General features: G+C 68.6%; 20 protein-coding genes, 2 tRNA genes and 1 pseudogene. 6 read left to right on the top strand and 17 right to left on the bottom strand.

Going from position 1 to position 22,645, the window contains the following annotated elements:
• Window positions 1-9: 9 nt before the first annotated feature.
• The 5 genes from M2157_RS23900 to M2157_RS23920 are packed head-to-tail and all read right to left on the bottom strand — an operon-like array spanning window position 10 to window position 3,485.
• On the bottom strand, window positions 10-1,143 hold the full coding sequence (locus M2157_RS23900; protein WP_280866170.1) for a class E sortase: 1,134 nt from the start codon (window positions 1,141-1,143) through the stop codon (window positions 10-12).
• On the bottom strand, window positions 1,140-1,778 hold the full coding sequence (locus tag M2157_RS23905) for an aminodeoxychorismate/anthranilate synthase component II (RefSeq protein WP_280858876.1): 639 nt from the start codon (window positions 1,776-1,778) through the stop codon (window positions 1,140-1,142). The genes M2157_RS23900 and M2157_RS23905 overlap by 4 nt, the downstream gene beginning before the upstream one ends.
• Complete coding sequence (locus M2157_RS23910) at window positions 1,775-1,972, bottom strand: hypothetical protein (RefSeq protein WP_280859086.1); 198 nt, start codon at window positions 1,970-1,972, stop codon at window positions 1,775-1,777. The genes M2157_RS23905 and M2157_RS23910 overlap by 4 nt, the downstream gene beginning before the upstream one ends.
• 16 nt (window positions 1,973-1,988) lie before the next feature.
• Window positions 1,989-2,678 carry a class E sortase gene (locus M2157_RS23915; protein WP_280858875.1) on the bottom strand — a complete coding sequence of 230 codons (690 nt, stop codon included), beginning with the start codon at window positions 2,676-2,678 and terminating at the stop codon, window positions 1,989-1,991.
• Window positions 2,679-2,705: 27 nt separating this feature from the next.
• Window positions 2,706-3,485, bottom strand: coding sequence for a DUF881 domain-containing protein (locus M2157_RS23920; RefSeq protein ID WP_280866171.1), 780 nt, complete (start codon window positions 3,483-3,485; stop codon window positions 2,706-2,708).
• Between the two features lie 140 nt (window positions 3,486-3,625).
• Between M2157_RS23920 and crgA the strand changes: the two genes are divergently transcribed.
• On the top strand, window positions 3,626-3,880 hold the full coding sequence (gene crgA, locus M2157_RS23925) for a cell division protein CrgA (RefSeq protein WP_069759519.1): 255 nt from the start codon (window positions 3,626-3,628) through the stop codon (window positions 3,878-3,880).
• Window positions 3,881-4,123: 243 nt separating this feature from the next.
• Here crgA and M2157_RS23930 read toward each other — a convergent pair whose 3' ends face one another.
• The gene (locus tag M2157_RS23930) at window positions 4,124-5,008 is read right to left on the bottom strand and encodes a rhomboid family intramembrane serine protease (RefSeq protein WP_280866172.1); all 885 of its coding nucleotides are present in this window, start codon (window positions 5,006-5,008) and stop codon (window positions 4,124-4,126) included.
• Window positions 5,009-5,111: 103 nt separating this feature from the next.
• Entirely contained in the window at window positions 5,112-5,645 is a 534-nt protein-coding gene (locus tag M2157_RS23935; RefSeq protein ID WP_266562394.1) for a peptidylprolyl isomerase, read from the bottom strand.
• A gap of 242 nt (window positions 5,646-5,887) precedes the next feature.
• Between M2157_RS23935 and M2157_RS23940 the strand changes: the two genes are divergently transcribed.
• Window positions 5,888-6,589 (top strand): DUF5324 family protein, encoded by a 702-nt coding sequence (locus tag M2157_RS23940; protein WP_280866173.1) that lies wholly within the window; start codon window positions 5,888-5,890, stop codon window positions 6,587-6,589.
• A gap of 150 nt (window positions 6,590-6,739) precedes the next feature.
• Window positions 6,740-7,690, top strand: a complete 951-nt coding sequence (locus M2157_RS23945; protein WP_280866174.1) for a glycosyl hydrolase — start codon at window positions 6,740-6,742, stop codon at window positions 7,688-7,690.
• 106 nt (window positions 7,691-7,796) lie between these two features.
• Here M2157_RS23945 and M2157_RS23950 read toward each other — a convergent pair.
• Window positions 7,797-7,869, bottom strand: a tRNA-Ala gene (locus tag M2157_RS23950).
• Between the two features lie 184 nt (window positions 7,870-8,053).
• On the opposite strand from M2157_RS23950, the gene M2157_RS23955 reads away from it, so the two are divergent.
• Window positions 8,054-8,602: a DNA-binding protein gene (locus M2157_RS23955; RefSeq protein ID WP_031036313.1), complete on the top strand. Its 549-nt coding sequence runs from the start codon at window positions 8,054-8,056 to the stop codon at window positions 8,600-8,602.
• Window positions 8,603-8,840: 238 nt separating this feature from the next.
• Window positions 8,841-9,740, top strand: a pseudogene (locus M2157_RS23960) (serine/threonine-protein kinase); the annotation flags it as partial.
• A gap of 1,930 nt (window positions 9,741-11,670) precedes the next feature.
• Here the strand turns inward: M2157_RS23960 and M2157_RS23965 are convergent.
• Together M2157_RS23965 and M2157_RS23970 are read right to left on the bottom strand one after the other, a co-directional pair.
• A complete protein-coding gene (locus tag M2157_RS23965; protein WP_280866175.1) occupies window positions 11,671-13,083 on the bottom strand; it encodes a hypothetical protein in 1,413 nt (470 codons plus the stop codon).
• A 218-nt stretch (window positions 13,084-13,301) separates the two neighbouring features.
• Window positions 13,302-13,430: a DLW-39 family protein gene (locus M2157_RS23970; protein ID WP_003999697.1), complete on the bottom strand. Its 129-nt coding sequence runs from the start codon at window positions 13,428-13,430 to the stop codon at window positions 13,302-13,304.
• Between the two features lie 339 nt (window positions 13,431-13,769).
• Between M2157_RS23970 and M2157_RS23975 the strand changes: the two genes are divergently transcribed.
• Window positions 13,770-14,099: a DUF6344 domain-containing protein gene (locus M2157_RS23975; protein ID WP_280858869.1), complete on the top strand. Its 330-nt coding sequence runs from the start codon at window positions 13,770-13,772 to the stop codon at window positions 14,097-14,099.
• 284 nt (window positions 14,100-14,383) lie between these two features.
• Here M2157_RS23975 and M2157_RS23980 read toward each other — a convergent pair whose 3' ends face one another.
• The 7 genes from M2157_RS23980 to recF form a co-directional block, all read right to left on the bottom strand.
• Window positions 14,384-14,737 carry a VOC family protein gene (locus M2157_RS23980; RefSeq protein ID WP_280858868.1) on the bottom strand — a complete coding sequence of 118 codons (354 nt, stop codon included), beginning with the start codon at window positions 14,735-14,737 and terminating at the stop codon, window positions 14,384-14,386.
• A 142-nt stretch (window positions 14,738-14,879) separates the two neighbouring features.
• Window positions 14,880-14,956, bottom strand: a tRNA-Ile gene (locus M2157_RS23985).
• 111 nt (window positions 14,957-15,067) lie between these two features.
• On the bottom strand, window positions 15,068-15,874 hold the full coding sequence (locus M2157_RS23990; RefSeq protein ID WP_280866176.1) for a DUF3566 domain-containing protein: 807 nt from the start codon (window positions 15,872-15,874) through the stop codon (window positions 15,068-15,070).
• A gap of 18 nt (window positions 15,875-15,892) precedes the next feature.
• Window positions 15,893-18,490 carry a DNA gyrase subunit A gene (gene gyrA, locus M2157_RS23995; RefSeq protein ID WP_280858866.1) on the bottom strand — a complete coding sequence of 866 codons (2,598 nt, stop codon included), beginning with the start codon at window positions 18,488-18,490 and terminating at the stop codon, window positions 15,893-15,895.
• A gap of 42 nt (window positions 18,491-18,532) precedes the next feature.
• Window positions 18,533-20,605 carry a DNA topoisomerase (ATP-hydrolyzing) subunit B gene (gene gyrB, locus M2157_RS24000; RefSeq protein WP_280858865.1) on the bottom strand — a complete coding sequence of 691 codons (2,073 nt, stop codon included), beginning with the start codon at window positions 20,603-20,605 and terminating at the stop codon, window positions 18,533-18,535.
• A gap of 372 nt (window positions 20,606-20,977) precedes the next feature.
• A complete protein-coding gene (locus M2157_RS24005) occupies window positions 20,978-21,520 on the bottom strand; it encodes a DciA family protein (RefSeq protein WP_280858864.1) in 543 nt (180 codons plus the stop codon).
• Window positions 21,517-22,638: a DNA replication/repair protein RecF gene (recF, locus tag M2157_RS24010; protein WP_280858863.1), complete on the bottom strand. Its 1,122-nt coding sequence runs from the start codon at window positions 22,636-22,638 to the stop codon at window positions 21,517-21,519. The genes M2157_RS24005 and recF overlap by 4 nt, the downstream gene beginning before the upstream one ends.
• Window positions 22,639-22,645: the final 7 nt, after the last annotated feature.

A 22,645-nucleotide genomic window follows, 5' to 3' on the forward strand; every position in this document is an offset into this window, starting at 1 on the left:
CATCTGCCCTTACTGGACGAGCGCATCCGGCTTGCCCTTGCTGCGCGGCCGTTCCTCGACCATCTTGCCCCAGACGATCAACCGGTACTTGCTGGTGAACTCCGGCGTGCAGGTGGTGAGGGTGATGTAGCGGCCGGCCGTGCTGAACCCGGATCCCTTGGGGATGGGGTCGATCACACTCGTGTTGCTCGGAGCCGTCACCGGCAGCGTCGACGTCATCTTGTAGACGAAGTAGTCGTCCTGCGTCTCGACGACGATCGCGTCGCCCGGCGAGAGCTTGTTGATGTAACGGAAGGGCTCGCCGTGGGTGTTGCGGTGCCCGGCGAGGGCGAAGTTGCCGGTCTTGGCGTCGGGCATCGCCGTCTTGAGCGCGCCCTCGCTGTAGTGCCCCACCATGCCTTTGTCGAGCACCTTCTTGTTGCTGACGCCCTCGGCGATCGGCACCACCACGTCCAGCTTGGGGATGTGCAGCAGGGCGAAGCCCTGGCCCGGCTCGAACGTGCCCGGCGCGCCCTTGCCGCTCGCCCAGTCGTTCTGGAGGCTGCTGGCCTCCTTGTCCGCCTGCGCGTGCGCTCGCACATTGGTCCACCACAGCTGGTAACTGACGAACAGCAGCATCAGCACGCCGGTGGTGATGAACACCTCACCGATCGCGCGGCTCGCGACGACGGCAGCGCCGGGTTTGCGCGCCTTTGCCTGCCGACGGGCCTCGACACGGGAGAGCGGCTTCCCGTCCGGCGACTCCTGCTCGGACTGCGATTCAGGGGCGGCTCCGCCACCATGACGCCCGTGACGGCCCTTGGCGGCCTTTCTGCGGGCCGCACGGCCGCCTTGTGGGGATCCAGTGGCGGATGTGACGGAAGAGGCCGCAGAGGCGGATATGGAGGGCGGCGGCGAATCGGGGATCCGCAGCGCCACCGTCTCGTCATCGGCCGGTGGTACGTACGGCGCCGACGCCCCGCCCGAAGGCACCCCGCCGAACGACTCCTCGGCGTACGACTCCTCGACGTAGGGCTCTTCGACGTAGGGCTCCTCGGTGTAGGAACCACCGCCGAAGGACTCCCCGCCGTAGGGATCGCCGCCGTAGGACTTGTACGACGCGTCGCCGTACAAGTCCTCGCGCTCGGGGCGCAGGGCCGTCACGCCGTGGCCCTGCCCACCACCGGGGCGAGCCCCGCCGACCTCGCCACCGCGCCCTGGTCCCCGCACTCCACCAGCCAGTTGGCCAGCATCAGGTGCCCGTGCTCCGTCAGCACCGACTCCGGGTGGAACTGCACGCCCTCAACCGGGAGTTCACGGTGCCTCAGCCCCATGACGATCCCGTCGTGCGTCCGCGCGGTGACCTCCAGCTCGGCCGGGACCGTCGTCGGCTCGGCGGCAAGGGAGTGGTACCGGGTCGCCGTGAACGGCGTCGGCAGCCCCGCGAAGACGCCCCTGCCCTCGTGCTCGACGAGAGAGGTCTTGCCGTGCAGCAGCTCGGGAGCGCGGTCCACGACACCGCCGTACGCCACCTGCATCGACTGCATCCCGAGGCAGACACCGAAGACGGGCACCCCGGTCGCGGCGCAGTGGCGCACCATCTCGACGCAGACCCCGGCCTCCTCCGGTGTGCCGGGGCCGGGCGAGAGCAGGACGCCGTCGAAGCCGTCCTGGGCGTGCGCCGTCGACACCTCGTCGTTGCGCAGCACCTCGCACTCGGCGCCCAGCTGATAGAGGTACTGGACCAGGTTGAAGACGAAGCTGTCGTAGTTGTCGACGACGAGAATGCGCGCGCTCACTGGTTGTCCACCGTCACATCGTTGAAGGGCAGCAGCGGTTCGGCCCACGGGAACACGTACTGGAACAGGACGTAGACCACAGCAACGCCCAGCATGAGTGAGAGGAACGCCTTCACCCATGCGTTCCCCGGCAGATGCCGCCAGATCCAGCCGTACATGCCGTCCCTTCCGTCGCACCACGGCACCAGACTCACGCCGTACCGCACCAGACTAACGGCGCAGGGCAACAGGCTTGCCGTCCTCCACAGGCTGTGTGGTGTCCAGGTGTGCCCAGACGATCAGCCGGTGACTGTGTCCCCACTCCGGATCGCACGTGGTCAGCGTGAGATAGCGGCCAGGCCGCGTGTAACCGGATTTACGTGGCACAGGATCGATCACCTCAATGTCGGTGGGCACTGTTTTGTAAGGCCCTTTGTCGATCCGATACGTGAACCAGGTGGTCCCGTCGGTCAGGACGACCGCGTCACCGCGCCGAAGCTTCGGGAAGTCCTTGAACGGATCCCCGTAGGTGCGCCGGTGCCCGGCCACCGAGAAATTGCCCTGCTGACCGAGCTGCGCGGTGTTCGTGTAGTGGCCGAGGCCCTTCTTCAGGGTGCCGACCCGGGTGCCTTCGAGCACGGGCTTGTTCCACGTGAAACCAAGCCGCGGGATGTACATGATCGCGAAGGGCTGCCCACTCCGGTACGGCGCCGGCTCCGCCGGAGTCGCGGTGGCACCGGCCGTCACCTTCGGCCGCTGGACGCTCCCCTTGGACCACTGGCTCTGTAACTGGTCGATCTGGTCGTCCATGACGGTGTCGGCCTTCACACCGGTCCAGAACAGCACATAGGCGACGAACAGCACGATCAGGGCGCCGACGGTGATGCACAGCTCGCTGACGGTCCTGACGACGACACGCACCGGCGGCTCCAGGGGCTCACATCGTGCTCACTCCACGGGCTTGGCGTACTGCAGATCCACTGTGCCCGAGTAGCCGGGAAGAGTCACCGTGCCGTCGTCGGCGACATTCCAGCCAAGGCCGTAGACATTGACGTAGACCATGTAGTTCTGGATCGCCTTGGAGTCCGCGAGCGCCTGCTTCAGCTTCCCGGGGTCTCCGACCGCCTGGATCTTGTACGGCGGCGAGTACACGCGGCCCTGGAGGATCAGGGTGTTGCCGACGCAGCGCACGGCGCTGGTGGAGATCAGCCGCTGATCCATGACCTTGATGCCCTGCGCGCCGCCCTTCCACAGGGCGTTGACCACGGCCTGGAGGTCCTGCTGGTGGATGACCAGGTAGTCGGGCTGGGGCTCGGGGTAGCCGGGGAGCTTGGCGGTGGCGTTCGGCGGGGCGTCGTCGAGCGTGACCGTGACCGCCTTCCCCTTGATCTTCTGGGTGCCCGCCCTGTCCTCCAGGGCAGCGAGCTTGTCGTCCTCGGCCTTGGTGCTGCCGTCGTCGCGCTCGGCGAGCGCCTCGACGTCCCGGCGCAGCGAGCCGTTCGACTCGTCGAGCTCGCCGTTGTTGTGGCTGCGCTCCTGAATGAGGTCCGAGAGCTTCAGCAGGGACGCGTCCGTGCGGATGTTGGTGCCCTTGGCCGTATTGAAACTCGTGAAGAAAATGAGTCCCGCGAGAGCGAAGACGGCCACCGTGAGCGCTCTCACCGGCCGGAAACCCCGCCTGCGGGCAGGACTGGATCCGGACTGGGGTGAGTCGGCAGAATTGCTCAACGTACCCTTATCTCCTTCGGCGCTACGGAAGCACTACGCTAACGGACGCCCGGGGGAGCACTCAGTGTCCCCTTGTACGCTGCCCCGAGCCCGACCAGTTACCTGCGCGGCCACGCAGCGCATCGACAGGAGAGACCCTCGTGCCGAAGTCACGTATCCGCAAGAAGGCCGACTACACGCCGCCCCCGGCGAAGCAGGCGACCGCCATCAAGCTGACCAGCCGCGCGTGGGTAGCCCCCGTGATGCTGGCCATGTTCCTCATCGGGCTGGCCTGGATCGTCGTCTTCTATGTGACGGACGGCTCGCTCCCCATCGACGCTCTGGACAACTGGAACATCGTGGTGGGCTTCGGCTTCATCGCCGCCGGATTCGGCGTCTCCACCCAGTGGAAGTAGCTCTCCCCAGGGGTATCCGCTGAGTTATCCACAGCCTGGAGCAATTTCCACAGGACCTGGGGAAAAGACGACGATCTGTGGATAACCCATCGGACGTTGACGCCGGTACGACCATCGCACCAGCCCCCGCAAGCCTGTTCGCCCCCTGCCTGACCTGCCCAAACGCGAGTCAGCAACAGGGGGCGCAGCTGTTCCCGCACTGTATGCACAAGATCCGGTACTCGCTGTGGACAACGGGTCCGCTCAGGTCAGCTGGGCGGTCCTGAACAGCGTCATGCCCACGACGACCAGCAGGACGAGCGCGCAGGTGCCGTACTGCACCAGCGACCGCCGCTCGCGTGGGGCGTGGACCATGCCGTACCCGGTGATCAGGCCGGCGACCAGGCCACCGATGTGGGCCTGCCAGGAGATGCTGCTCCAGCCGAAGGTGAAGATCAGGTTGATCACCAGGAGCGCGATGATCGGCCGCGGGTCGTAGTTGAGCCGCCGCATCAGGACCGCGGTCGCGCCCAAGAGGCCGAAGATGGCACCGGAGGCGCCGAGTGTCTGGGTGCCCGGATCGGCCAGCAGATAGGCCAGGGCACTGCCCGCTAGGCCGGAGACGAAGTAGACCGCGAGATAACGGGCACGGCCCAGGGCCGCTTCGAGGGGGCCGCCGAGCCACCACAGGCCCAGCATGTTGAAGCCGATGTGCCAGATCTCCTGGTGGGCGAACATCGAGGTGACCAGGCGGTAGTACTGCCCGTCCGCGACTCCCTGGGTGGGCGTGAAGGGCGCCGGCGGCCAGGCAGCGATGAGGCTGAGGTCATCCGCCAGGGACGTGTTGGTGCGGATGGCGATGAACACCGCGAGGTTGATCCCGATCAAGATCTTGGTCAGCAGCCGGGGGTCGGCCGTGACCGTCCCGCCCGCGATGGTACGGGGCCTCGCCGCGGCCGGAGCCGGTCCGCCGCCGCCCCCGTCGCGTACGCACTCGGGGCAATGGAAGCCGACGGAGGCGCTGACCATGCACTCGGGGCAGATCGGGCGATCGCAGCGGGTGCAGCGGATGCCGGTCTCACGGTCCGGGTGCCGGTAGCAGCCAGGCAGGTTCTGGGCCTCCGGTGAACTGCCCGCCTCCTGATTCATGCCATCCCCTAAGTCGCCTGAGTCGTCGTACCCACATGCACCGCCCCGCTCATCCTTACGGTTGAGCGGGGCGTTTGGTTCCCTGCGTGGTGGTCGCCCGGGCTCAGCCCTGGCGGGTCTCCACGACGACCTGCTCGATGACGACGTCGTTCACCGGCCGGTCGTTGGGGCGGGTGGTCTTGACGCCGGCGATGGCGTCCACGACCTTCTGGCTGGCCGCGTCCGTGACCTCGCCGAAGATGGTGTGCTTGCGGTTCAGCCAGGCCGTCGGGGAGACGGTGATGAAGAACTGCGAGCCGTTGGTGCCGGGGCCCGCGTTGGCCATGGCGAGCAGGTAGGGCTTGTTGAAGCCGAGGTCCGGGTGGAACTCGTCCTCGAACTCGTAGCCCGGACCGCCGATGCCGGTGCCCAGCGGGTCGCCGCCCTGGATCATGAAGCCGCTGATGACGCGGTGGAAGATCGTGCCGTCGTAGAGCCTCTTGGTGGACTTCTCACCGGTGCCCGGGTGCGTCCACTCGCGCTCGCCCTGGGCGAGTTCGACGAAGTTCCGGACCGTCTTCGGGGCGTGGTTCGGCAGGAGCCGGACTTCGATGTCGCCGTGGTTGGTCTTCAGGGTGGCGTAAAGCTGCTCGGCCACGATCTGCCTTCCGTTGTCTTCTTGTGCCCGACCGATCCTGCCACGGATCCGGCCGAGGAGGGTCCGGGCAGGGGCGCGGAGCAGCGATCCGTGGCATTGTCGTCGACAAGCTCCTGTTGCCACGTATTCGTCCGTTATTGATCCGGATGCCCGCCCTCAGGTGCCGGGCTGCACTCCGGCAGGCATGATCCGTAAAAGGGTGGAAAGTCGAAATACCGTACGCCACCGAGGAGGAGGATCCCGTGACCCGCATCGACAGCGTGCGCGCCGCGACCGGCTCGGCTAAGGACAGCGTGCTGCACGCCGCGGAAGTGGTGGCGCCCTACGCCGACACGGCCAAGGACAAGGCCTCGCACTACGCGACTGAGGCACGCGTACGGCTCGCGCCGAAGGTCTCGCAGGCGGCCGAGCAGGCTCGTGTCCAGTACGGCGCCCATGTCGCGCCGCGCCTGGAGCAGGCCCGTACGCATGTTCCGCCGAAGGTAGACCAGGCCGCCCACGAGGCTGCCGTACGCACCCGTAAGGCGGCCCGTCAGGCCGCCGACTACTCCCGTCCGAGGATCGGGCAGGCCGTCGCCGTGGCCGGCCCGGTGCGCGACGAGGCCACGGCCCGGAGCGTGGCCGCACTGGCCGCACTGCGCGGTCAGATCACGCCCAAGGAGGTCCAGAAGCTGGTCCGCAAGCATGAGCGGCGGGCCCGTGCCGGACGCCTCGCCAAGGCGCTGGCGGTCGCGGGTCTCGTCGCGGGCGGCGCCTTCGCCGCCTGGAAGTGGTGGGACAAGCAGGCCAACCCCGACTGGCTGGTCGAGCCGCCGGCCGCGACCGAGGTGCCCGAGACGGGCCGGCTGACGTCCGTGGACGGCAGTGGCCAGTCCGTCCTGGATCCGGAGGTCCAGGCGAAGGAGGCCGAGGAGGACGCCGCAAAGCACGACGAAGGGCGCTGACGCCGACACCGGCGTGTACCAGTGGTGGGGCGGAAGTTTTTCCGCCCCACCGTCGTGTTCACCCGACGGAGTGGCTCCATCGCTGCGGCAGGGCTCGGGTGCGCCACAGTCGCAGGGACACGTCTCCGCACCGGATGGACCGCCGCCCTGATGAAGTTCTCGCGCCGTGGGCCGGTCGCCCTGGCCGCCGTCCTGCTGCTCCTGGCTTCGGCCTGCACCGCTCGCGCCCCCGGGCCCTCGGCGGCTTCCGCGTACGGCGCGTACGTCGGCTACGAGCCCGCCGACGTGGGCCGTCTCGGCGAACTCGGCGCCTGGCTCGGCGGGCCCGCGCCCCGGGTCGGGCACGTGTATCTGCCCGGCGACCGCTGGAGCAACATCGAGGGCGCGCCGGGCTATCTGGAGTCCTGGGCGGCATGGCGGCGGACCGACCCGCGGCGGATGTTCGTCCTCGACGTGCCGATGCTGGAACGCACCGAGGCCGATCTCCCCGACAGCACGGTCCGCGCCGAGCTGCGGCGCGGGGCGGACGGCGACTACGACGGCCACTTCCGCACCCTGGCCCGCCGGCTGACGGCTCTCGGCGTCCCGGACACGATCATCGTGCTCGGCTGGGAGATGAACGGCACCACCTACACCCACCGCTGCGGCCCGGACCCGTCCGCGTGGAAGGCGTACTGGACGCGTATCGTGCGCGCGATGCGCTCGGTACCCGGTCAGCGCTTCCGCTTCGAGTTCACGCCCACCCGCGGCCACGACGCGATCGCGTGGCCGCGCTGCTATCCGGGCGACGAGGTCGTCGACATCATCGGCATGGACGCCTACGACGCCCCGCGCGGCCTGAGCTTCACCGACCAGGTGCGCGAGCCGTACGGCCTGCTCGCCCACGTCCGCTTCGCCCGCGCCCACGGCAAACCGTTCTCGTATCAAGAGTGGGGCCTGTACGAGAACGGCGACAACCCGGCGTACATGCGCGGCATGCTCACCTGGTTCGCCCGGCAGCGCCCGCTCTACCAGGCCATCACCGACTACTGCCCGCACGGCGTGTGGGGCTGCCGGGCCCATCCGAGGTCGTCGGCGGTCTACCGCTCGCTGATGAAGTAGGCCGGTGCGGTGTGTCGGCGCCGGCCCGCCGGGCTAACCGGCTCCCACCCCGCGCACGAAAAACCCCTCCGCCCGCATATCCGCAGGTCGGAGGGGTTTCCTGATGTGGAGCCTAGGGGAGTCGAACCCCTGACATCTGCCATGCAAAGACAGCGCTCTACCAACTGAGCTAAGGCCCCGGGAAGAGAGACGTCCGCCGGAAGAACCACTTACCGGTGGGCGCCGCAGACCAGAGTACCGGGTCACCCCCAGTATTCCGCAAAAGGATTGGGGGTCCCCGCGAACGACCACTCTCCGTAAGATGCTCGGCGTGGTTCGCTGTCGCGAACCACGGATTTTTGGGGAAGCGATGGGGAGACGCACATGGACGCCGCACAGCAGGAAGCGACCGCAAGAGCGCGGGAACTGCAGCGGAACTGGTATGGGGAGCCGCTGGGGGCGCTCTTCCGTAAGCTCATAGACGACCTCGGCCTCAACCAGGCTCGTCTCGCGGGGGTGCTGGGACTGTCGGCTCCGATGCTGTCTCAGCTGATGAGTGGTCAGCGGGCGAAGATCGGCAATCCCGCCGTGGTCCAGCGGGTGCAGCTGCTGCAGGATCTGGCGGGGCAGGTCGCGGACGGCAGCGTGAGCGCGGCCGAGGCGACCGAGCGCATGGACGAGATCAAGAAGTCGCAGGGGGGCTCGGTGCTCAGCAACACCACGACCACGACGAGTAGTTCGGGAGCGCCGACGGTCAAGCGGGTCGTTCGCGAGATCCAGTCGCTGCTGCGTTCGGTGGCCGCCGCCGGAGACATCATCGACGCGGCGGACACCCTCGCCCCGACCCACCCGGAACTGGCAGAGTTCCTCCGGGTCTACGGCGCCGGCCGCACCTCCGACGCGGTCACGCACTACCAGTCCCACCAGAACTGAGCCGTCCGCCCGGTAGCCGGAGGGGGTTCGGCAGCCGGGCCGGGGGCTGTGCCGGCAGCACGGAGAAGCGCGGGGGGTCGCGCTTCTCACCGGGGGCTGACATACGGGGGTGTGTCAGCCGCCGAGGAGACGAGGAACACGGGGCCGTATCTCTCATCCGGGAGGCCACGAGGGGTCGTATCGCTCATCGAGGGGGAAGCAAGGGGGGTAACCGCAGGGGGAGGAGCGACGCGCAGTCATGGGTGAGGTGTTCGCCGGCCGGTACGAACTGGCCGATCCGATCGGACGCGGAGGTGTCGGCGCCGTCTGGCGTGCCTGGGACCACCGGCGCCGCCGTTATGTGGCTGCCAAGGTCCTGCTGCAGAGCGACGCGCACTCCCTGCTGCGCTTCGTCCGCGAACAAGCCCTGCGGATCGATCACCCCCATGTCCTCGCGCCCGCCAGCTGGGCCGCCGACGACGACAAGGTCCTGTTCACCATGGACCTGGTCGCCGGTGGCTCGCTGGTCCATCTGGTCGGGGACTACGGCCCCCTGCCACCGGTCTTCGTCTGCACCCTGCTCGACCAACTCCTCGCGGGGCTGGCCGCGGTGCACGCGGAAGGCGTCGTGCACCGTGACATCAAGCCCGCCAACATCCTGCTCGAAGCCACTGGCACCGCCCGCCCTCGACTGCGGCTGTCCGACTTCGGCATCGCCATGCGGCTGGGCGAACCGCGCCTGACCGAGACCAACCTCGTCGTGGGCACGCCCGGCTATCTCGCCCCCGAGCAGATGATGGGCGCGGAACCGGACTTCCCCGCCGACCTGTTCGCCGTCGGCCTGGTCGCGCTGTACCTCCTGGAGGGCGCCAAGCCCGACGCCAAGGCACTCATCCAGTACTTCGCCGCCCACGGCACTCCCGGAGCGCCCCAGAGCGTCCCCGAACCGCTCTGGCAGGTCGTGGCCTCGCTCCTCCAGCCGGACCCCCAGGCCCGCTTCCGCACCGCCACGGGGGCCCGCAAAGCCCTCGCCGCCGCCAGAGAACTCCTCCCTGACCCCGGACCCGACGACGAGTCCATCGAAATCTTCGACCAACTCGGCCCCCTGCCCCCCGGGTTCGGCCCGGAAGGCCCCCTCAAGCGAGCCCCGGGCGTGGACCCGAGCAGGACACGGAACAGGGTCTCCGGGGCGGGGGGAGATCCGCGCTTCGGGACCGGTGACGGAAGCGGAGGATCTTTTGGGGGCGGCGGGGTGAGCGGGGTGCCCTTCGGGAGCGGAGGAGGCGCGGTGCCTTCCGGCACCCCCGGAGGGAGCGGGGCGCCTTCCGGGGGCGGCGGAGCGAACGGGGCGCCTTCCGGGGGCGGAGAAAGCGCGGGGGCTTTTGCCGTCGGCGGAGGAGGCGGGGCGGCTGATTGGCGTGGGGCTGGTGCTGGGTCGGGGGCCGGTACTGGGTCGGGTACCGGTGTCGGCTCCGGTGCTTCTGCTGAACCCAGCGCTGGTGTCGGTTCGGGAGCCGACTCTGGTGCCGGTGCTGGATTCGGTGCTGGTTCCGACGTTGCCTCCGGTGCCGGTGAGGCGGACGGGGCGTCCGCTTGGCCTGGCCAGGGTGACGGCGTGACGTCTCTGCCCGGTGCGGCCAATGGGGGCGGTGAGGCGTCTTCCTGGTTCGGTGAGGGAAACGGGGTGGGATCCCAGCCCGGTGAAGCGGGCGGAGCCGCCTCCCGACCGGGCGAGGGGAACGGACCGGCCTCCTCGCAGCCCGGGGAGGCCGGCGGGGCTCCCTTCCGACCCCGCGAAGGGAATGGGCCGACCTTCTCCCAGCCCGGGGAGGCCGGCGGAGCTCCCTTCCGACCCCGCGAAGGGAATGGGCCGACCTTCTCCCAGCCCGGGGAGGCCGGCGGAGCTCCCTCCCGACCCCGCGAAGGGAATGAGCCGACCTCCCCCCAGCCCGGGGAGGCCGGCGGAGCCTCCTACTGGCCCGGCGAAGGGAACGGGCCGGCCTCCCCCCAGCCCGGTGAAGCGAACGGAGCCTCCTACTGGCCCGGTGAAGGCAACGGGTGGTCCTCCCAGCCCGGAGTGCCAGGCGGGGTGCCCTCCTGGCACGGCGAAGAAAGTGGAATACCTCCCTACCCCCGCGAGGCAAGTGACGCGCCTAGGCAGCGAGGTGGGTCGGATGGCTCCGCTCACCTCAACCCCGGCACGGGAAGCACTGATGCGCCCTTCCCGAGCACCGCCCCCGGAACGGGCTCCGAAACACCCTGGCCCACGCCCCACACCCCACCCGCCCCCAACCAGCCCCCCTGGGTGTCGGACACCGGCAGCTTCCATCTGCCACCACCCCGGCCCGCGGACTCCCGCTCCCAGCCCTCCACCCCACCGGAGCACCAGGCACAGCCGCATCACCAGCACCCGCAGGCCCAGGAACAGCCATACCGGGCTGCCCCGGCCCACTCCACCTACGTTTCCCCCCACGACCCGACACCCCCCACTCATGTCCTGCCCTCCCCCCAACCCCACGCCCCGCGCTTCCCCACGCAGGCCCCGACGCCAGTCCGGCACCAGCCACACGCTGATACCTCTACTGCTTCGTACACCGCTCAGAGCCCGCAGGTTCCACCCCCCGCCCGGTCACTTTCGCGAGCACGCCGCAGCGGCCCACCCGCAAAGGTGGCGATCCCCCTCCTGCTCCTGGCCCTGGCCTGCTACGCCGTGGGGTTCTGGGCACTCACCCAGATCTGAGGACCCGGCACCTCGGACAGACCGCAATCCCGAACCGCCCTCGCCACGGGGAGCCCGGCAGCCCCGAATCACCTGCAGTCCTGCACCAACCGCAGGTGTGATTCAGCCGTAGCCCCGACTCAGCGCAGTCCTGACCCACCCGCGCCCCGAAATCCCACGCAGGCACCGACCGGCGGCAGGCAGCCACACGCAATCCGGAAAACCCGTGAACCCCTGCCCCGGTATGTCCAAGGCCCCAGCACCCATGAGCCTTGCATCCCCCGGGCCCCACAGCTCGCAGGCCGACATCCCGCGTCCCGCCACCCGCAGCAACCCGCAACACAAGCCAAAGGCCCAAGCGGGCCGCCCCCTACACCCCGGCGGCCCTCCGCCGCCCCACCACAACCCACACCCCGAGCACCACCAACACCACGGTCCCCGCCCCGATCCCCCCGACGGCCACCAGCTTCATTCCGGCATCACCGCTGCCGCCCCCACCGTCACCGTCGCTCGAGTCCGCCTCGCCCGCCGCCCCCGAGGCCCGCCCGAGCAGCCCCACCTGGAAGATTCCCGACGGCTTGGACTGGCCCGCGTAACCGGGCCCGGCCGTCGCCTCCCCCTTCACCCGCACACGCAGCATCAGTCCGACCGGCCCGTCGCCGAACTCCTCGCCCACCCGGGCAGCGAGATGCACGACGAGGTAGTAGGCCCCGGCGAACCGCATCCCGTTCACCCGGTCGGACACGGCGTACCGGTTGTCGTACCCGACCGGCGGCAGGGCAGCGAGAGCACCCGACTTCTGGCTGCCGTTGTAACTGATGCTCGTGGCGTCGACGAGTCCGCGCACGGGGTTGTACAGCGCCAGATTCACGCCCCCGGGCACGAAGCCTCCACCCGCCCCGCCGCCGCTCGAACTGCTCAGGTCGGCAGTGGCGTACACCTGCTGTCCCCAGTCGACCGGCACTTCGTAGAACAGCGTCTGCCCGGGCTTTACGTCGTCGCGCCAGACTCCCTGCTCCAGCGCGGTCGCCGAGCCGAATCCCCCGCCGCCCCGCACCCGCACGGCGGCACCGGCGGGACGCGAGGGCGTGGCCGAGTCCCAGGACTCGGGCGCACTGGTCGAACCGGACTTCAGCAACCGCGGTTCCAGCACGGGCGCGAGCTCCAGGTCCCAGTCGCCCGGCAAGGACTCGGTGCGCAGTACCCGCTCCACGACGACGTAGTACGTACCGGCGCCCTGGCACAGCGACCGGCTCGGCGAGAGCTGACGAGCGCCCCACACCGTGAGGGGGCGCGGGCTGCGGCCCGCGCCGATGCTGGCGGTGTCCGCCGCGGAGCAGGAACGGCCGTCGGCGTCCTGCAGGGACACCCTGACGCCTTCGGTGGGGGTGACCGCGACGTCTGTCGGGGGTACGGCCGTCGCGGCGACGTACACGGTCGACGTGCCGTCGAGTTGGAGGCCGTAGTAGACCTTGCCGTCACTCGGCAGCGAACTCCGGTACGTCGTGCCGGGTTCGAGGCGCTCGGCGTCCGCGGTGTCCGCCGCTCCGGTGACCGACGGGGCGTCTTCGGCGAAGGCGTACGAGGAAGCCGTAGCAGAGGAAGAAGAGGCGGAGGAAGGAGGAGAGGCTGAAGTAGAAGGAGAGGTGAGAGTGGACTGAGAGGCGGGAGGCGTAGAGGGCGAGGCGGAGGAGGCGAAGCCAGGAGACCCCGGCGCGCCAGTCACCGCGCCCAGCACGATCCCTACGGCGGCCACCCGCCACCACGCCGTACGCCGCCCCATCCCGCGCCACCCCTCCGTGCCCGCGCCCGAGCTCCCACGGCCGTCATCGATGCGACCCGACCACCTGTGCGGCGGCCGTGGCCCATCCTGCCCCGCCGACTCGCCACCCACCCTTGCAATCCGTACGACCGTCCGAAACCCCCGGCAGCTGGCCCCTGGCAACACAAAACCCCGACCGCAACAACGGCCGGGGTCTGTTCAGAATCGGATCTCGGTACTCACGAACCCGTGGGCACGGAGTCAGTCGCCTCCGTCCACAGATCCTGCTCGGCGCGATCCGCCTGGATCTGGCGGTACACGAGGAGCCCGCCGATGGCGGCCAGTGCGACCAGGAGAAGCTTCTTCACCGCGCGACCTCGTCTTTCCTTGACGTAGGGGACCTCTGGCGCCCGACTATACACACCGACCGATACCGATCGGTGACCTGTGTCCGGGCCCTCAACTCCCGTCGAGGGCGGCCCAGTAGAAGCGGAACAGGGACCTCCGATCAGAGGGTGATCACACCTCCACGGACGGTCACTTCGGCACTTATAGTCCCGCTTCTCCTATTTTTCTCCCTTTATGCACCCATCCGTGTGGTGTTCATCCGAAGATCGACGCGCCACAGGCTCGGGTCCGTGATTTCGCGGCGCCCATACACATCATGAGGAAAGTACGCAAATCGACCGACCCGAAAGTGAGGGGCCATGGCCCAGAACAAGGTCATGAAGCTGTGGACCGCCGTCATCACCGCCTTCCTCGCGCTGTTCACGGCGCTCGGACTCATCACGACGACCGCCGCCGCTGCCGTACCGCAGACCCAGCCGGCCCGCAACAGCGCCGGCACACACCCGGAGCCCCTGGCGATGTCCCACGGCCTCTGGTCCCACATCAGATCGCTGCCCCCCACGATGAAGCAGCGCATCCGGGCCGAGGCCCATGGCAAGACCCCCAGCTGCCGCCCCCGCTCCCTCGCCGACACCGACACGGCCACGGAAGCGGACACGGCCGAACCGGCCGCAGCGGACTGTGCCTGACGTCACTGCGCGCCACGGCACGCCACCGCGGCACCCGAGAAACGCCTAAACGTATTGAACATGCACCAAAGACGCCCTAAAGACGCATCGAAGAAGCGCCGAAGAGATGACGACGTCGCGCACAGCACCGCACGGAAACACCCGCCCGTACGCCGAAGACCCCCAACCGGAACCGGCTGAAGGTCTTCGTGTCCGGTGGAGCCAAGAGGATGGGCTCCGGAGGAGGCAGCACACGATGGACGCGCCATCCGTGTGCGCCGGCCCCAGCCCTCACTCAGGCGTTCTCACTGACGCCGTTGGCCCAGCACACAGAACTCGTTGCCTTCAGGGTCTGCCATGACGATCCACGACTGGTCACCCTGGCCGATGTCGACACGCTTGGCACCATGAGCCTCAAGGCGAGCCACCTCGGCGGCCTGGTCATCAGGCCTGAAGTCGAGATGCAGCCGACTTTTGACTTTCTTGCTCTCGGTGATCCTGACGAAGTCCAACCCTGGCATGCGATCCGGCTCCGGGCGGATCTCGAACTCGTCATCGGAGGAGTGGACGACCACCCAGCCGAGAGCCTCCGCCCACCACTGCCCCAGGGCCGCCGGATCCACCGAGTGAACGATTACCTGTTCCCATTCCAAGGTCATTCGCCGAGTCTAGGCACACGAGAACGTCGGAAACAGGCGCTTTAAGCGCTTGGACGAAGGCCACGTGACGCGGCCCCCAGCGACTGATGTCCGTCGTGGATGACAAAAACCCCCAACCGAGATCGGCTGGGGGCCTTCGTGCTGGTGGGGCTAACAGGATTTGAACCTGTGGCCTCATCCTTATCAGGGATGCGCTCTAACCAACTGAGCTATAGCCCCGCCGCGCTCTGCGGGGTGTGTCCCGCGCGCTGACTCCTGAAGATTAGCGCACGACGTGGGCAGTCCCAAAATCGGTTCCCCGGGGACCGCCTCCGCAGGTTTGAGGCAGCGTTACTCGTCCTCCGCCAGCGTCAGCTCGACGCCGCCGACGAAGCCCGCGGAGAGGTTGTAGATGAACGCTCCGAGGGTCGCGAGAGCCGTCGCGAGGACGACGTCGATGACCGCGATGATCGACGTGAACATCAGGACGTTCGGCAGGGAGAGGAACGCCTGGAGGTCGAAGCCGTTCGACTCGTTCGAGCCGGTCGCCTCGGAGATCGTCCCGCCGACCGTCGAGAAGACGCCCATCGCGTCCATGACCATCCACAGCACGGCGGCCGCGACGATCGTGCAGATGCCCAGCGCGATGGAGAGCAGGAAGCTGACCTTCATGACGGACCACGGGTCGGCCTTGGCCACCCGCAGACGTGCCTTGCGGGTACGGGGCGTGGTGCGCGCGCCGGTGCGCGGGCGTCGTACGGCACCGGCCGGGTTGGCCTGTGTCGGGTAGGCCTGCGGTGGGTGGTAAGGGCCGGCCTGCTGCTGCGGCCGGCGTTCCCCCGGCAGCGGAGAGGGCGATGGCTGGGGCTGTCCCGCGGGCTGGGGCTGCGGCTGGGCCGCCGCCTTCGGCGGTGCGGCCGGCGCCGTCGGCTGAGCCGGCGGCTGAGTGTCCGTCACAGGTCCCCCCTGGGATCCATGAGTCTCGGGCGAGCGCGAGTCCGTCGCGGGCGGCTTGATCGCCTTGAGTTGAGTCGTGTGCGTATCTGTCGTGTGCGTTTCTGTCGCACGCGCGGCAGAGCCACGGCCGCCGCCGTCCTCCGAGCCGGGGGAAGACCCCGTAGAGGTTCCGGTCGATCCGGCGCCCGTGGCTCCGCTCACGATGACTCACTCCTCGTGCTACTCGGCCGAGGGTGCCTCACCCTCGTCCGTGCCGATGGTCGCGGCGGCACCCTCGACGGTCTCGTCGTCGGCCACATCGCCGTCGACCTCCTCCGCCTCACGTCCCGCCTCGGCGTTACGTGCGATGCCGACCACGGCATCGCGCTTGCCCAGGTTGATCAGTTGGACGCCCATGGTGTCACGGCCCGTCTCCCTGACCCCGCTGACTCGCGTACGAATCACACCGCCGGACAGCGTGATGGCGAGGATCTCGTCGGTCTCCTCGACCACCAGCGCTCCGACGAGCGATCCGCGGTCCTCCACGATCTTGGCGGCCTTGATGCCGAGGCCGCCGCGACCCTGGACGCGGTACTCGTCGACGGGGGTGCGCTTCGCGTACCCGCCGTCCGTAGCAGTGAACACGAACGTACCGGGTCGAACAACATTCATCGAGAGCAGCTCGTCTCCCTCACGGAAGCTCATGCCCTTGACACCCGAGGTCGCACGGCCCATGGGACGCAGGGTGTCGTCCGAGGCGGTGAACCTGATCGACTGCGCCTTCTTGCTGATCAGAAGCAGATCACTGTCGGCCGAGACGAGTTCGGCACCGATCAGTTCGTCGTCCGAACCGTCCTCGCGCTCACGCAGATTGATGGCGATGACGCCACCGGAACGCGGAGAGTCGTAATCCTTCAGTGACGTCTTCTTGACCAGACCCGCCTTCGTGGCGAGCACCAGGTACGGCGCCGCGTCGTAGTCGCGGATCGCGAGGATCTCCGCGATCGCCTCGTCCGGCTGGAAGGCGAGCAGGTTGGCGACGTGCTGTCCACGCGCGTCACGGCCGGCGTCCGGCAGTTCGTACGCCTTGGCCCGGTAGACGCGGCCCTTGTTGGTGAAGAACAGCAGCCAGTGGTGCGTGGTGGAGACGAAGAAGTGGTCGACGATGTCGTCTTCCTTGAGCTTCGTGCCGCGCACGCCCTTGCCGCCGCGCTTCTGGGCGCGGTAGTCCACGGTCTTGGTGCGCTTGACGTAACCGCCGCGCGACACCGTGACGACGATGTCCTCCTCGGCGATGAGGTCCTCGATGGACATGTCGCCGTCGTAGGGCACCAGCATGGTCTTGCGGTCGTCGCCGTACTTGTCGACGATCGCGGTGAGCTCGGCGCTGACGATGCCGCGCTGGCGGACTGGCGAGGCCAGGATCTCGGTGTACTCGGCGATCTTCGCCTGGAGTTCGTCGTGCTCCTGGATGATCTTCTGGCGCTCCAGGGCGGCGAGTCGGCGCAGCTGCATCTCGAGGATGGCATTGGCCTGGATCTCGTCGATCTCCAGGAGCCCCATCAGGCCCGTGCGCGCGATGTCGACGGTGTCACTGCGCCGGATCAGCGCGATGACCTCGTCGATGGCGTCCAGGGCCTTGAGGAGGCCGCGCAGGATGTGCGCCCGCTCCTCGGCCTTGCGCAGCCGGAACTTCGTACGGCGGACGATGACCTCGATCTGGTGCGCCACCCAGTGCCGGATGAACGCGTCGAGCGAGAGCGTGCGGGGGACGCCGTCGACGAGCGCCAGCATGTTGGCGCCGAAGTTCGACTGCAGGTCCGTGTGCTTGTACAGGTTGTTCAGTACGACCTTGGCGACCGCGTCACGCTTCAGAACGATCACGAGCCGCTGACCCGTACGCGACGACGTCTCGTCCCGGACGTCCGCGATGCCGCCGACCTTGCCGTCCTTCACCAGGTCGGCGATCTTCTGCGCGAGGTTGTCGGGGTTGGTCTGGTACGGCAGTTCCGTGACCACCAGGCACTGGCGGTTCTGGATCTCCTCGACCTCGACGACCGCGCGCATGGTGATCGAGCCGCGACCGGTGCGGTACGCCTCCTCGATGCCCTTGCGGCCGACGACCAGCGCGCCGGTCGGGAAGTCGGGGCCCTTGATGCGCTCGATGAGGGCGTCCAGGAGCTCCTCGTGCGAGGCCTCCGGGTTCTCCAGGTACCACTGGGCACCGGAAGCGACCTCGCGCAGGTTGTGCGGCGGGATGTTGGTCGCCATGCCGACCGCGATACCGGCCGAGCCGTTGATCAGCAGGTTCGGGAAGCGGGCCGGCAGGACGGTCGGCTCCTGGGAGCGGCCGTCGTAGTTGTCCGTGAAGTCGACGGTCTCCTCGTCGATGTCACGGACCATCTCCATCGACAGCGGCGCGAGCTTGCACTCGGTGTAGCGCATCGCCGCCGCCGGGTCGTTGCCCGGGGAGCCGAAGTTGCCGTTGGAGTCCACCAGCGGCATCCGCATCGACCACGGCTGGGCGAGGCGCACCAGGGCGTCGTAGATCGAGGAGTCGCCGTGGGGGTGGTAGTTGCCCATGACGTCGCCGACCACGCGCGCGCACTTGTAGAAGCCGCGCTCGGGGCGGTAGCCGCCGTCGTACATGGCGTACAGGACGCGGCGGTGGACGGGCTTGAGACCGTCCCGGACGTCCGGCAGCGCACGGGACACGATGACGGACATCGCGTAGTCCAGGTACGAGCGCTGCATCTCCGTCTCGAGCCCGACGGGCTCGACACGCTGGGCGATGACGCCGCCCTCTTCAGAGGTGACGGGCGTGTTCTCGTCGGCCATTGCGGGTGAAGATCCTTCCTGGTGCGGTCAGCTGAGACCGACTCAGATGTCGAGGAAGCGGACGTCCTTGGCGTTGCGCTGGATGAACTGGCGGCGGGCCTCCACGTCCTCGCCCATCAGGACGGAGAACAGGTCGTCTGCCTGGGCGGCGTCGTCGAGGGTGACCTGGCCGAGGACGCGGTGCTCCTGGTCCATGGTGGTCACTCGCAGCTCCTCGGCGTTCATCTCGCCGAGACCCTTGAAGCGCTGGATGGAGTCCTCGCGGATGCGCTTGCCGCGCTGTCGGCCCATCTCGATCAGTGCGTCGCGCTCGCGGTCCGAGTAGGCGTACTCGACGTCGTCCCGGCCCCACTTGATCTTGTACAGAGGGGGGCGGGAGAGGTACACGTGCCCGGCCTCGACCAGCGGCCGCATGAAGCGGAACAGGAAGGTCAGCAGCAGCGTGGAGATGTGCTGGCCGTCGACGTCGGCGTCCGCCATCAGGATGATCTTGTGATAGCGCAGCTTCTCGATGTCGAAGTCCTCGTGGACCCCGGTGCCGAAGGCCGAGATCAGCGCCTGGATCTCCTGGTTCTGCAGGATCTTGTCGATCCGCGCCTTCTCGACGTTCAGGATCTTGCCGCGGATCGGGAGGATCGCCTGGTACTCGGGGTTTCGGCCGGACTTGGCCGAACCGCCGGCGGAGTCACCCTCGACGATGAAGATCTCGCACTTGGTGGGGTCGTTCGACTGGCAGTCGGAGAGCTTGCCCGGCAGGGACGCGGTCTCCAGGAGGCCCTTGCGACGCGTCAGGTCACGGGCCTTGCGGGCCGCCACGCGCGCGGTGGCCGCCTGGATGCCCTTGCGGATGATGTCCGCGGCCTCGACGGGGTTGCGGTCCAGCCAGTCGGTGAGGTGCTCGTAGACGACCTTCTGGACGAAGGTCTTCACCTCGGTGTTGCCCAGCTTGGTCTTGGTCTGGCCCTCGAACTGCGGCTCGCTCAGCTTCACCGAGATGATCGCGGTCAGACCCTCGCGGATGTCGTCACCCGTGAGGTTGTCGTCCTTCTCACGCAGCAGCTTCTTGTCGCGCGCGTACTTGTTGACGAGGTTCGTCAGCGCCGCGCGGAAGCCTTCCTCGTGCGTGCCGCCCTCGTGCGTGTGGATGATGTTCGCGAAGGAGTAGACGCCCTCGGTGTAGCTGCTGTTCCACTGCATCGCGACCTCGAGGGACAGGAGCTTGTCCTTGTCCTCGGCCTCCAGGTCGATCACGGTGGGGTGCACCACGTCTCCCTTGCGGGAGTTGAGGTACTTCACGAAGTCGACGATGCCGCCCTCGTAGTGGTACTCGACGACCTTGACTTCGTCCTTCTCGTCGGCGCCCGCCTCGTCCGCCCCGGCGGTGGCCTTCGCCGACTCACGCTCGTCGGTGAGTTTGATCCTCAAACCCTTGTTGAGGAACGCCATCTCCTGGAAGCGGCGAGAAAGCGTCTCGAAGGAGTACTCGGTGGTCTCGAAGATGTCGCCGTCGGCCCAGAAGGTGACCGACGTGCCGTGCTCGTCCGTCGCCTCGTGCTTGGCCAGCGGAGCCGTCGGGACGCCCAGCTTGTAGTCCTGCGTCCAGCGGTAGCCGTCGGTCTTGACCTCGACGGCGACCTTGCTGGACAGGGCGTTCACCACGGAGACACCCACGCCGTGCAGACCGCCGGAGACCGCGTAGCCGCCGCCGCCGAACTTGCCGCCCGCGTGCAGCACCGTCAGCACGACCTCGACGGCCGGCTTGCCCTCGGAGGGGACGATGCCCACCGGGATGCCTCGGCCGTTGTCGATGACGCGCACGCCGCCGTCGGCCAGGATCGTCACGTCGATGGTGTCCGCGTGGCCGGCCAGCGCCTCGTCCACGGAGTTGTCGACGACCTCCTGCACCAGGTGGTGCAGGCCGCGCTCGCCGGTCGAGCCGATGTACATACCGGGTCGCTTGCGGACCGCGTCCAGACCCTCGAGGACGGTGATGGCGCTGGCGTCGTACGAGGCGGTTACCTCGCCGTTCGACGAGGTCGCCTCGGCGTCGGTGGACGGGATGTTCTCGTTGGGGTTGCCGGAATCGGCCACGAAGCGCCCTTTCTGGCACAGCACGAGCCAGGCTCGTCGGCGGGTTGCCGGAGCGGCTGCGGCATGTTGCGTTGGTAAGCCTTGATCAGCGTTGCTCAGCGTTTCCCGGGCGGTCCCCACGTTTGGGGCGGGATTGGCTTCCAGTCTACCGGTAGCGCCGACAGTGATGGGGGTTTGCCGGTACCTGAGTCCTCATGTGCCGCCCTCAACCGGCGTCTTCCGGGTCCCCATATACGGAGTGGGGCTCCAAGAGGCTCACGGAGGCTTTCAGCGCTTCTGGCTGTCAACCCTTGGCTACTTGGGAGTCAGGTCGGAATTCGCCACCGCGTACAGGGCTACGACAAAGGCGTCGCCGATGCCTCGATGGCACCGCCGACGCCCTTGATGTGATGTCTCTCACCCGTAGGTATCGCCGGGTCCCGTGCTGCCGGGGGCGCGCAGCGGGCCGTAGCGACGGGCGGGGCCGCCGGGGCCGTTCACCTTGATCAACTTCACGGCGCCGTGCCCGAGATCCTCGTTCAGACGGGCCACCAGCTGCGGCGCGAGCAGCCGCAGGTTCGTCGCCCACGCGGTCGAGTCGCAGCGCACCACCAGGACCCGCTCGTCCTCGTCGTACTTCTCCGGCTCGCAGTGCTTGGCCAGGTCCTCGCCCACGATCTGCGGCCAGCGCCCCATCACCCCGCCCACCGCGGCGGGCGTCTCCCAACCGCGCTCGGTGATCAGGCGGTTGATGGCGGCCCCGAACGCCATGGGGTCCCGTCCGTCGGCGCGCGCGCCGGAGCGCAGCCCGCCGCCGCGCCTGGCCTGGCGCTTCTGCTGCGCCGCGTCCCCACGCGCGCGTGCCTGCTCCTTCGCGGCCCTGAGCGCCACGCGCGCGAGGTCGACGCCGGAGGGCTCGGCGGGCTTGGGGCTCCCGGCGGGGGGTTGTTCGTCGGTCATACGCGCTCAACCGTCCCCTCGGACACGGTGTACCGCGCCCCCGTCAGCACGTGCGGCACGTCGTCGTCGACCGCCGCCGTCACCAGGACCTGCTCACCGGGCGCGACGAGCTCCGCCAGGCGCTCACGGCGACGGGTGTCCAACTCGGCGAACACGTCGTCGAGGATCAGCACGGGTTCGTTGCCCTCGGCCCTGAGCAGGTCGTACGACGCGAGGCGCAGCGACAGCGCGTACGACCAGGACTCGCCGTGCGAGGCGTATCCCTTGGCCGGCAGCTGACCGAGTTTGAGAAGCAGATCGTCCCGATGCGGTCCTACGAGGGTCACGCCCCGCTCGATCTCCTGCTTGCGCGCCTCCGCGAGCGCGGCCATCAACTGCTCGTGGAGATCCTCACGCGTGTGTGCCTCGCCCGGCGCGGACGGCTTGTACTCCAGAGCGACCGGGCCGCCGCCGGGCGCCAGTTGCTCGTACGCCTTGTCGGCCAGCGGCTGGAGCGCGGCAATCAGGTCGAGCCGCTGGGCGAGCAACTCGGCGCCCACGCGCGCGAGATGCTGATCCCATACGTCGAGGGTGGACAGGTCCATCGAGCGACCGCCGTGCCTCCTCGCGAGCGCGGCCGACTTCAGCAGCGTGTTGCGCTGCTTGAGGACGCGCTCGTAGTCCGAGCGAACGCCGGCCATACGCGGGGAGCGGGCGGTGATCAACTCGTCCAGGAAGCGGCGCCGCTCGCCCGGGTCGCCCTTCACCAGCGCGAGATCCTCCGGCGCGAACAGCACGGTCCGCACGATCCCGAGCACATCACGCGGCCTGACCTGCGAGGACCTGTTGATCCGGGCACGGTTCGCCTTGCCGGGATTGAGCTCCAGCTCGACCAGCTGCTGCCGCTCGCCCTGTCTGACCTGCGCCCGGACGATCGCGCGCTCGGCGCCCATACGGACCAGGGGGGCGTCGGAGGACACCCGGTGGCTGCCGAGGGTGGCGAGGTAGCCGATCGCCTCGACCAGATTCGTCTTGCCCTGCCCGTTGGGGCCCACGAACGCGGTGACGCCCGGGTCGAGCGGAACTTCGACCCGGGCGTACGAGCGGAAGTCGGCCAACGACAGATGCGTGACGTGCATGGTCGGT

This window comes from Streptomyces sp. SAI-127 (assembly GCF_029894425.1).
Taxonomy (GTDB): Bacteria; Actinomycetota; Actinomycetes; order Streptomycetales; family Streptomycetaceae; genus Streptomyces.